This is a genomic window from Pedobacter sp. 05T44 (assembly GCF_056395985.1).
In genome coordinates, this window is record NZ_JBFTKO010000012.1 from 76,365 (window position 1) to 88,350 (window position 11,986).

Here is an 11,986-nt window from a genome sequence, read left to right on the forward strand (position 1 = left end):
TGCGTATCAAGCAGCTCAGATCGGAGAAGAAACAGGTACAAAAATAACTTAAAAGGTATCTGCTAGTTAACTAAATCATCCCAAATATGAACCAGTTTTTAACTTTGACACCCAAGGGTGTGGCTTTGCGCCAAAAAATTATTTGCCTGTTAACAGTTCTGTTCCTGGCGACAACGATGCAACTACATGCAAACTATCTAAAAAAAAATCCTGCTTACCTACGCATCCCCCCCATCGATGCAAAAGGAAAAATCCTGGATGAAAAGGGTGTTGGAATTCCCGGAGTCAGCATTAAAGTAAAAAGTACAGGACAAACTACAACAACTGATAATGACGGCAATTTCAGCATAAAGGGTTTAACCGACGAGGCGATTTTGATTGTTTCCTATGTCGGCTATACCACTCAAGAGGTAAAGGTTACTTCCGGAAACATGTCAATTAAGTTAGTGCCACAATTGCAAGGTTTAGATGAGGTTGTTGTTGTAGGGTACGGAACCGCAAAAAAATCGGATCTAACCGGAGCAGTAGGTACAGTAAAAGCAGAAACGCTTCAGGAGCGTCCGGCCTCGTCTCTTAATCAAAGCTTATCGGGTCGCGTGTCAGGCGTAAATGTATCCTCCAATTCCGGCAGACCAGGCGGCCGGGCCAGCATCCGCATTCGGGGCGCAAGTTCATTAAGTGTGTCTAATAATCCTTTATATGTGATTGATGGAGTTATACTCAATGCTGTAGATCTGAAAAACGGGAGTTCCCCGATCGATTACATAAACCCTAGCGATATCGCCTCTATCGAAGTATTAAAAGATGCCTCATCAACAGCAATTTACGGAGCACGTGGAGCCAATGGTGTAATCATGGTTACCACTAAACGTGGATCTTCCAATGGAGGGAATGTAACCTATGAATCAGACTTTAGTTTAGGTGTACTACCTAAAAAACTTGAAGTGCTCAATTCGAAAGAATTTTTAGCAGTAGAGGATTTAGCCTATGCAAACGCCAAAAAATATGATCCCGTAGGGTGGGCAACAGGAACAAAATACACAGACCCTAAGACCAAGCGTAACAATCCAAAATTGTTTGATTCACAAGGCAACCCATTATATGATACAGATTGGCAGGATGAAGCATTCCAAAAAGCGTTTACACAAAATCATCAGCTTGGCTTTGCCGATGGTAATGAAAGAAGCAGCTTTGGCGCTTTTTTAAACTATCGCAATCAGGAGGGGCTCGCACGTGGCTCATGGCAAAAAAGATATGCCGGCCGCTTTGTATTTGATAGCCAGATAAAGAGTTGGCTAAAAGTAGGTGGAACAATGGGTTATACAGATCAAAATGACAAACAAGTTGATCAGCTCGATGGAGGAGGAATAACCATGATGCGCCAGGTATTAGAGGCCTTACCGATTATTCCTGTAAAATATGCCGATGGATCATGGGCAAGCAACAGAGACTATCCGGGAATGGAAGGTGGCGACAGCCCTCTTCGTGTAGCTGCCGATAGGTTATATTTTTTGCGCACCCAAACTTTGCTCGGCAATATGTATGCGGCCATTAATCTGGCTCCCGGATTGGAGTTCAAATCAACAATTGGTACTAACATCATTAATCAGAGAGAGGATTATTTTGCAGCCAAAGGGATGCAATACATTTCTGACAATGGAGACGCCCGGGTAAATAACAACAGGTACAACTCATGGCAATTCGAGAATTACTTAACCTATAACAAGCAATTTGGGAAAATACACTCCATAAGCGCTATGGCAGGTCTATCCTGGCAGCATATTGATCGTTTTGAAAATCAAGCAAACACTCAGGGTTTCGACGACTCGTATTTTCTGTACAATAACCTGGGTGCAGGATCTAGCCCTCAGGCTCCTTCCTCCAATGGCCAGGCTTACGGGCTAAATTCATATTTTGCCCGCATAAATTACAGCCTGAACAACAGGTATTTAATAACTTTTACGGGTCGGGCAGACGGGTCTTCTAAGTTTGGAACCGAAAACCAGTATGCCTTCTTTCCTTCGGCCGCACTTGCCTGGAGAGTAATCGAAGAAGACTTCATGAAGAATATTCCCAGCATTTCAAACCTGAAGATTCGTGCCAGTTACGGCGCTACCGGAAATTCTGAGATTCCGGCATACAGAGCACTTGCAGGCATGGGTAATTATAACGTAATTTTCGATGGAACCCGAAATATTGGCATAGGCACCAACCGCATGGCCAATCCTACCCTACAATGGGAAAAAACGAAACAAATTGATTTCGGGCTTGAGGTCGGCTTATTCTCCAACAGGTTAAATTTCGAACTCGATCTGTATCGCAGAAAGGTTAATGGCATGTTACTAGAAGCCCCTTTACCACTAAGCAGCGGGTATCCCAGCATCTTCTCTAATGTTGGAAGTATGGAAAACAAGGGTATTGAATTTAGTGTAAACTCCACGAACATCAAAACAGACGATTTCTCCTGGAGTACAACCTTCAATATTTCCGTGAACAAGAACAAAGTTCTTGCCCTGGCCAGTGGCGATATATTTTCAGGAAATGGAGTAATTAGAGTAGGCGAACCTGTTGGCTCTTTCTTTGGAAGGGTACACCTGGGAACCTGGGGGACCAATGAAGCTGCAGAAGCAAAGAAATACAATATGCTGCCAGGTGATGTAAAATATAAGGACCTAAACAACGATGGCAGAATAAACGATCTGGACAGGACTATAATAGGAAAAGGTATCCCAGATGGGTTTGGCACGTTCTTAAATACTTTCCAATACAAGGCATGGTCATTAACCGTAGACCTTCAGTATATGTATGGCAATGATGTACTGGATAGAAGCATCCATTCAGCGGAAGACAGACAAGGCATTGCCAACAGTTACAAAACCGTGTTAAATGCCTGGACAGAAACCAATCAAAATACCTCAATTGCCCAAATCAGACCAATTAATGCCTATTATACCACAAACAATGATAGTCATAAAGTAACTGATGGATCATTTATCCGTGGGCGCAATTTATTACTTGCATATTCCTTTCCATCAGCAACAGCTGCTTCATTAAAACTGAATCGCCTAAGGATATATGGTTCCGTTCAGAACTTTTTTGTAGCTACTAAATATAAAGGTTATGATCCGGAAGTTTCCAACTCAGGAGCACCCTTCGATCAGGGCTTAACATTATATGATTACCCAAAGCCAAGGGTATTTATGGTTGGGCTTAATATCGGGCTATAGTTTAATACAAACCTTTTTAAGAAAGAAAAATGAAAACAATAATAAAAAAATATGGATTCCTGGTATTAACGGTTTACACTTTGGGGTTTACCAGCTGTACCAAATTTCTAGATGAATCGGATCCCAGCAATTTTACGGTAGAAAATTATTTTACTAAACCAGAACATGCAAGAAGTTCTGTAAATGCGATCTATGCAAGCATGCGTGATCCGATGAGTAGCGGCTTTGGCGGCGGCCCCTGGACAATGACTGAATTTGCTACCGGGCAGGCTGCTACTGATTTAGGGCAGGCTGTTGACAGCTATTTTGTAAAGGATCTGCAAAATACTGCCGATAACAGCTATGGATTAAATTATTGGCAAAATTACTATAAGGGCATAGGTAATGCCAACCTTTCAATAGCAAAGATACCATCCATCGCAATGGATGCTGCAGAAGCTAAAAAATTACTTGGCGAGGCTCATTTTTTACGCGCCTGGTATTATTTCAATTTAGTTCAGATGTTTGGTAATATTCCGCTGATAACAGAGCCCGTTGATTTGAAATCGGATCAATTGAGACCAAAACAAGCAGCTCCGGATGATGTCTACAAATTGATTGTGGAAGATTTAAAAACAGCAGAAGTTGCAGGCCTGGCATGGGTTGATGTTACAGGAAGAGTAAGCTTAGGAGCAGTAAAATCATTACTGGCCAAAGTATACCTTACCATGGCTGGCTACCCATTACAGAAAGGAGCTGAATATTTCGATTTGGCAGCAAAAAAATCAGAGGAAGTAATCGACTCCAAACAATTTAAGCTGTTCAATACTTACGGAGATTTACACAACCCGGCTAAGAAAAATATTGAAGAGAATATTTTTATGATTCAGTATAAGACACAGATCATTCCGGCAAACTGGCAGGAATTGATTATCCCTTATAATAAAAATATTTCAGCATACTCTGCCGAAACCGGAGGTATTTATGCCACAGCTGACTTTGTAAAATCATATGATCCGGCAGATCTGCGTGCAAAAGAAGGTCAGTTCTTTTTCACCAAGTTTACCAATCAGGACAACAGAAATCTGGTAGTAGATCTGGGAGGATACTTTATTTACAAAATTTTTGATGTAGCGGCACATACAAGCACGGCCAATAGCGATCTTAATTGGTCCCTGCTCAGATATGCCGAGGTGCTATTGATATATGCTGAAGCTGCAAATGAAGTAAATGGCCCAAGTACCAAAATATATGACGAAGTTAATCTGATAAGGACAAGGGCACAATTGCCAAAATTAACTGGCTTATCCAAAGATCAATTACGGGAAGCGATTTGGCGCGAACGCTGGTATGAATTGTGCTTTGAAAATGTGACCTGGTTCGATATGGCACGTCTCCGTAAAGCATTTAATGTGAGCACCAAAGGATTTGATAATTATGTTGGCCATAAATTCTCCTATGGCCCGGTTTTAACCCAAAGAGAACTGCTGTTCCCGATCCCTAGCAGGGAGTTGAGGAACAACACTAATTTGATTCCAACACCAGGGTATTAATTAATGTTAGTTAATGAGGCTATCCAAAAAGGATAGCCTCTATTGAACTAAGAAAATAGCCTTTTATAAAAAGCAAGACCGTCTATCGCAAGATCATCTGAACTATTCGCCAGCGGCCGCCATATAGAGGCCGCTCTTGCAATCTCTTCCGACACCTCACCAAAAGTTTCTATCACAATAGCTTTTTCATAGCCAATTTCAGTCAATGCCTCCTTAATGCCAATCCAATCAAGGTTACCAGTTCCGGGAGTTCCCCTGTCACTTTCATTTGCCTGGATATGACACAATAGATCCTTGCCCAATTTTCTTATCGTATCAGGAATATTCTTTTCTTCAATATTGCAATGGAAAGTGTCTAATTGTATTTTGACATTGGGACTGCCTACCTCACTAACTAAGGAAATAGCCTGATCGGCAGTATTGATCATATCCGTTTCAAACCGATTTAATGGCTCTACCCCCACCACCACCCCATAGTCGGCTGCTACTTCACCAATTTTAACCAGATTTTCAACGCACCAGCTTCTTTCTCTTTTTTTCTGTTCCTCGGTTATAAAACGGGTTTTTCCAACTGCAGAATATACCGGGCCACCAAAAATAGGGCTCCCTAAATGCTCCGCTATTTTAATGCAATCAGTAATATATTTGAGACCTTGCGCCCTTATTCGTGGATCCTCGCTGGAAATATCGCGTTCGGCACCAAATGCACCACTAACAGTAGCCTGTAATCCGGTTTCTTTTATGAGCTCTTTTAATCTAACCCAATCAATTAATTCTTGTTGTTCAACTGCTACTTCTATGATGTCAAATCCCATTCCTTTGATCTTATGAACAAGATCAAAGGAATGAGAAGTAAAGGGTGATTTCCAAAGGAATGTACTTACTCCAAATTTCATAAGGGATAAATTAAAGTTTTAATTAGATTTCGAAATCAGGTATATTGATACGCGTACCACCTTTCATTGCAGACTCATGCGCACAGATGCCTGCACAAGTATAATTGGCTGCCAGTGCAGCATCAACTGCTGAATCTCTACCTTCCATTATAGCAGCAACAAATTCCTGAACCAAATGAGGATGTGAGCCACCATGTCCTGCTCCCTGTAAAAATGAAACATGATTCGGATCATCTATTTTTTCTCTTTTTGTGAAATTCGCAATCTCAGGAATTAGCTGTTCATCGGTATCAGGTACGCTTATCCTGCGCGCATTTTCACCCCCATCAAACACGATGTGTTCTTCATCCTGCAACTGTTCCCATTCGAATGACATTTTCGTACCATATACATCATAACTTTCACGGTATTGGCGTACCACATCAAATAAAGAACGCGTAGCTTCTGCTACTACATCCGAGTTTTTTAACTTAAATGTTGCGGTTTCCACTGCAAACGGAGATCCATATCTGCTGGTCAGATCATCGCTTAGCCTTCCTGAACCATGACATACAACAGATTCAGCTTTAGTGTTATTGATCCTTAACAAAGGAGAGATGGCATGCGTTCCATTAAGCATTGGCGGATAGCCTTTCCAGTACTCGCCCCATCCATCCATACTCATGTCCTGAATATGGGAACCTCTAACAAACTGAATCCGACCCAGATCACCATTTTCTGCCAGTTTCAGCCCATAAAGGAACTCTCTGGTATATAGTGCCGTCTCCATCATCATGTACACTTTGTTAGCCTTTCTTTTAGCTTCAACTATCGCCGTACAATCCTCAACCGTCATCGCCATAGGAATGGTACATGCAGTATGTTTATTGGCGTTGAGTGATGCAAGCGTCATTTTAGCATGCTCAGGAACAGGAGTTACGATATGGATGGCATCAACGTCTTCTCTTAAAGGAACATCCTCATAATTTGTAAAGCAAAGATCCCTATCCAAATTAAATTTAGTGGCAAGCTCATCAATAGTGTCCTGATTGCGGGTACAAATCCCTACGGCTTTAACATCAGGGTGGTTCTGATAGATTGGAATAAACTCTTTACCAAAACCCATCCCTACAATAATTACGGTAATTTTCTTTTGACTCATGTGATTATTTAATTTAGATATTAACAGTTATTAAAAAGTTCAACAATATTATTTATGGCTCACCCACTTAATGGCATTCCGGATAAGCGTATGATAAACAGGTAAATCGTGCGATTCTGCATCATGACCTAATGCGATCCCAACAATCCGGGCTTTCGGATGATTGACAACAAATACAGAAGGATAAATAGCGGTAGATCCTTCCACACTAGAATTCGCTAAAATCTTTATTCCCGGCCCCGCAGCATCCACTTTATAGTAGTAGCGTTCATCTTTCAGGCTAAACTTCTGGTCTACCCCCTTTGTTACAGGATGTTTTGCATCAACAACATTCACTTCAAATGAGCCATATTTATCATGACCTTTTGATCCACCACTTACCAGCTGAAGATTATATTCGGGCCAGTCTTTCCAGTTGTACCACAGTGCAGCATGAGCAAGCACCAGGCCCTTACCAGCGTTAACAAAGGCAAAAATGGCTTTCCTCAGTTCAGGATCTTCCATTGGCTGGTTGTTCGTTAAGAATAGAACATCAATATCGGGCAGTTTAGAAAGAATACTGCTCACATCACTTGTATAGGTCACAGTAGCAAGCCCGTCTTGCGCTAAGGTTTTTGTATCGACTTCTTTATACCATTTGTCGAAATCATGGGAAGCACCCCCACCTACCATCAGCGTACGTATTGCTTTGGTTTTTTTCTGAGCGTTGGCCGGAGAATTTACCCCACAACTACTCAACGATAATACCAGGATAAAAAGCGAAGCCAAAAAAATTACATTCCATTTCATATCAAAAAGTTTATTTTAAATTACTTAACTACTCTCATAATACCATTCATTCCTCTCCAGTGACCAGGAAACGTGCAAAGAAAAGGATAGTCGCCAGTGACATCTGGCACTGTAAAATCAAAAGTTACTACATCCCCCGTGTTCAAAAGTTTAGTGGCATGCAAAACTTCGGGCATAACAGGCACATAATTCTTTTGGGCAGCCTGCGGATCACGAAGCATATCATCTGCAGCTTTCCCTACCTTTTGTAAGGTACCGGGTTTAATAATAAGCATATTATGCTGCATACCATCCGGATTTTCCAATTCAAAAATCAGTTTCTGCCCCGCTTTTACTGTAAAGAGATTTTTATCAAATTGCATCAGGTCCTTTACCACTTTGATTTTAATCAGCACAGGTTTAGAACCATCATTTTTAATTGTAGTTGCGGTCGCTGCCTTTTTACTTCCTGAGGGTTCTGCTTTTTTTAATTCAAGTGATGCATTTCTTGTTTCCCCTTTTAGTGGCAACATTCCATTATAAAATGGTTTCTGGTCCTCACTTTCTTTATCTCCAACAAAGCGCAAGCTGCCCTTAAGTGCATTTTTAAAGAGCCCGGAAGCTTTTGCATCGGCTACTTTTCTGCCATTTATTTCCAGTGTAATCATACCACCTGTCTCCAAACTGGCAATCACATCAAAAGATCTGTTCGGTACTGAATCTTTCGTTACTGCTGTATATGATTTACCGTTTTGGTTAACCACCATATTCAGATTCCCTGATTCAATAAATAAGCAATATCCATTATCCTTATTTCCCTGAGCCATAATGGCACCATTAAATTCACTGTTTCTAGCCTTGGTTACAGTCGCCTTGAAATGAATTTCCTTTCCGGCAACATCAGGCGACAACTGTGTGCTGCTACCCCTATCCAGCACATAAACTTCCTGACTAACCGCATTTACCAGGCGCCAGGTAAGACTTGAGTCACTAACTTTTTTACCACTTTCTTTTGAAACTGACAAAAAACCTTCTCTATTCTTCAAAGCTGCTGCAAACAGTGCTTGCGAGAGCCACTGGTCTTTTTCATTTTCCGCTTCAAAACTGGCTTCATAAATGATCTTCGCAGTTTCTTGTGATTCGGGTAAAGCGGCAAGTGTTAAAATTGCAGCCATTCTTGTATTTAAATTTTGGTCGTTAAGAATACCACTGCTTTGCATTAGATGTATCGTATGGTTGTTTTTAGGTAATACTTCTATTGCAGCTTTTCTTACTCCAGCCACAGGGCTAGATAAGGCCTGCACTACAACTTTCGTAGCTTCAGCGTTTTTACCGTCCAATACGCCCATGCCATTTAATGTCCACAATGCATTAACAGCCGATCCATTAAGCCCAATTTCATCTGCTTTTTGATCGCTTACCAACTTTAACAATGCAGGAATAGCACTCTGATCTTTTTTCTCTACCAGTAAACGTTGAGCCGTTATTCGCCAAAACATATTGTCGCTTTCTAATGCGGCAAGCAATCCGGGTGTATCATTCTTAGATAATGATATTGGAGTATATGGCTTAGCCTTTTTATATATCACACGATATATCCTACCCCGATCAAGATCTCTTAAATTGCTGATCAATGCATTTCCCTGTCCTAGTTTTTGATCTGCTAAAGTAAGTGGCAGAATAAACTCCGTAGGCGATTGTCTGGGAACAAATGTGTTGTGTTGAATAACAAAATTATACCAATCGGCCACCCATACCGCACCATCCGGACCAACTTCTGCCTGCACCGGACCAACCCATTCGTCGGAGCTTGCCAGGAAATTCCATCCATCTTTTTCTTTAAATCCTGCTCCATCCGGCTCAATGATTGCATTATGGATTAATTTCACCGTAGGTTCAGATATAAAGGCAATGCGGTTCCAGTAATTTTTTGGGAAATTTCTGGCAGTATATAAATGGTGACCAGCAGCTGCAGTAAATCCGCCAACCACATCTACTTGTCGCAGGTTAGGGGTCATGGCATGCACATCATAGTGGCCATCAATTTTCTGAACTGCATTTAGATTTAAACCAGGAAGTGTCCTTTTGGTGTAAGAAGCAGGCATAGAATAAAATGCGCTGTGTGTATTGTTAGCGGTAGATATAAAAACATTATTATCTTCCGAGAAGCCCAGCCCCCAGGTATTATTACTTGTTGGCGCCAGGTATTCGAAATCTTTTCCATCCGGCTTAAACCGATAAACACCCTGCCCAAAACGGGTATTAACGCCCTCTATTTGCCCATTGAAACCCGAGAAGCCCACGACCCCCCAAATTTTATTATCAAAACCATATAGCAAGTTTGAAGGACCTGCATGGGTGTCATTTTTACCCCATCCGGTTGATACTATTTCATGAACATCAGCCTTATCATCACCATTGGTGTCTTTCAAAAACACCATGTTCGGTGCTTGCGAAATGATCACTCCATCATTAGCAAAAACAATACTTGTTGGAATATTTAAACTGTCTGCAAAAACGGTAAACTTATCCGCTTTACCATCTCCATCTGTGTCTTCACAAATTTTTATCCGGTCATTTGCCGCACCATCTGTTTCAATAAAAGTATTTGGATAATCTACAGATTCCACTATCCAAAGTCGTCCTTTTTCATCCCATGCCATTGCAATAGGATTGGTGATATCTGGTTCCGCAGCAAAAAGCTTAATGTCAAAATCTACCGGAACCTGTATTAATTTCAAAGATTCTTCCGGAGTTAACCCTTCCTGTATTTTAGGAACGATGTGCCTTGCTGTAAAATCAGCTATTGTATCCGGATAAATGCTCATATTAGGAATTTTTAATCTTGCAATCTGATCTTCTACTTTATCGCCAACAGCCCATAAGACTCCGTTCCTTACCAATTTCAAGAAATTTCCGTTCTTCCAGGTTGCATCATCATGTCCGTAAGCGGTGTAAAAAACCCTTCCTTTTCCCTCATTTCGTACCCAGGTGTATGGCTCTTTTCTTGCCCCTTCGGTACGTTCGGTTAATACAACGATATCAGGATTGAGTTTTTGATGAACATAGGTCTCATCTGTAGTGGTGAATGCAGTAATGTTTTTCATTACCTGATGCGAAGGATTTGCGATCTGAGCAGTAAATGATCCGTTACCATGCGATGCAAACTGACCTCCAATTGCTTTTATATACCATTCAGAATTTTTAAAACAACCTGAAGCCGAATGTAGTGGAATCAGACCTTTACCATTTTCAACAAAATCCTTCAAAGCCTGCTCTTGTGAAACGGATATCGTATCGTGGTTGGCATAGATAATCAACCCGTCATATTTGCTTAGGTTTTCTGTATTCAGATCCTTCAGGTCTGTAGTATAAGTAAGGTTAACACCGCTTTTAAAAAGTTCAATGGCCAGCCAGGGCGCATATTTACCTGAATCGTGATGTGTACTGACGTTCCCCAGGAATAAAATTTCTGCCCTTCGGGGTGCTTCTTTAGCAGAACTTGTTAATCCCTGAGCTGCTCCACTTACTCGTGTTTTGTTGGAGCAGTTTTGGAATAAAAATGCGCTAAACAGCAATAAAAAAAATGTTTTTCTCATGTGTGTTAAGATTATTTAGTTAAAAAATACTGGTTTAGCTAAAATCATCTTTTTAAACTTTGTCAAACCAGCTCCCAATAAGAAAAGGGAGCTGGTTTAACTTAAAAAAATATTAAAAAGTTAATTTCTTTACAGGTGCAAAAATCATATCGTCAACACCCGAAAATTTGACCCCAATGCTGGCAAACACATAATTTTGAGTAGGTACTAATGTTGGCACAGTAACACTTAAACTAACATTATTCAGGTCGGTAATGGCAGACCCGGCTAAGTTGGTTGTAGCAACATTGGTTTGGGAATCCGCAAATCGTGTTTTGCTGATATAAAGCGTTACGCGTTCTATTGTTTTAGCATTTGCATCCTTTACAATTTGTTCTAACTTAAATGTTCCGGTAACACTTCCACTTGAATAAGTAAGCTGAGGTGTCCTTATCATATAGTAAGGCATTACCTCAATATCCATATTGGTGTTTCCTTTTAAAGTTATTGCAATTGAATCGGGCTTGCCACCGGTTTGTTTCCAAACAAAGGGGCCTTGTCCAATCGGAACAACCATTTTGTAAAGCCCATCAAAAAGCAGGTGTGAAAACGCCCCTTCAGGCGTGAATATACTGCCTATGGCACCGGTTTTACCAAAGCCCGATTGATATAACTCGTAGCTCACCTTATTATACTCAAAATTCAGTGGCTCCCCCTGATAAACTATACGTCCGGCTAAAGCAGCTTTAGGCGCATCAAAATTATCCTTCTTACAAGACAGAATAACGGTACTGAGTGCGAAAAACAGTATATAATGAAATTTAATTTTCATAATTATAAGATT

Annotated in this window: 7 protein-coding genes; 2 read left to right on the forward strand and 5 right to left on the reverse strand. The window is 40.8% G+C overall.

The window, feature by feature from the left end:
- The first annotated feature begins 86 nt into the window (after positions 1-86).
- Positions 87-3,227 carry a SusC/RagA family TonB-linked outer membrane protein gene (locus AC1DDK_RS18125; protein WP_337716964.1) on the forward strand — a complete coding sequence of 1,047 codons (3,141 nt, stop codon included), beginning with the start codon at positions 87-89 and terminating at the stop codon, positions 3,225-3,227.
- Between the two features lie 29 nt (positions 3,228-3,256).
- Positions 3,257-4,759 (forward strand): RagB/SusD family nutrient uptake outer membrane protein, encoded by a 1,503-nt coding sequence (locus AC1DDK_RS18130; protein ID WP_337716966.1) that lies wholly within the window; start codon positions 3,257-3,259, stop codon positions 4,757-4,759.
- 47 nt (positions 4,760-4,806) lie between these two features.
- On the opposite strand, the gene AC1DDK_RS18135 is transcribed toward AC1DDK_RS18130, so the two are convergent.
- The 5 genes from AC1DDK_RS18135 to AC1DDK_RS18155 form a co-directional block, all read right to left on the reverse strand.
- Positions 4,807-5,655, reverse strand: coding sequence for a sugar phosphate isomerase/epimerase family protein (locus AC1DDK_RS18135; protein ID WP_172662157.1), 849 nt, complete (start codon positions 5,653-5,655; stop codon positions 4,807-4,809).
- 22 nt (positions 5,656-5,677) lie between these two features.
- The gene (locus AC1DDK_RS18140; protein ID WP_172662158.1) at positions 5,678-6,796 is read right to left on the reverse strand and encodes a Gfo/Idh/MocA family protein; all 1,119 of its coding nucleotides are present in this window, start codon (positions 6,794-6,796) and stop codon (positions 5,678-5,680) included.
- A gap of 48 nt (positions 6,797-6,844) precedes the next feature.
- A complete protein-coding gene (locus AC1DDK_RS18145; RefSeq protein ID WP_337716968.1) occupies positions 6,845-7,585 on the reverse strand; it encodes a ThuA domain-containing protein in 741 nt (246 codons plus the stop codon).
- Between the two features lie 20 nt (positions 7,586-7,605).
- Positions 7,606-11,163 (reverse strand): PVC-type heme-binding CxxCH protein, encoded by a 3,558-nt coding sequence (locus AC1DDK_RS18150; protein WP_337716970.1) that lies wholly within the window; start codon positions 11,161-11,163, stop codon positions 7,606-7,608.
- 112 nt (positions 11,164-11,275) lie between these two features.
- Positions 11,276-11,974 carry a DUF3823 domain-containing protein gene (locus AC1DDK_RS18155; RefSeq protein ID WP_337716972.1) on the reverse strand — a complete coding sequence of 233 codons (699 nt, stop codon included), beginning with the start codon at positions 11,972-11,974 and terminating at the stop codon, positions 11,276-11,278.
- Between the last annotated feature and the right edge of the window lie 12 nt (positions 11,975-11,986).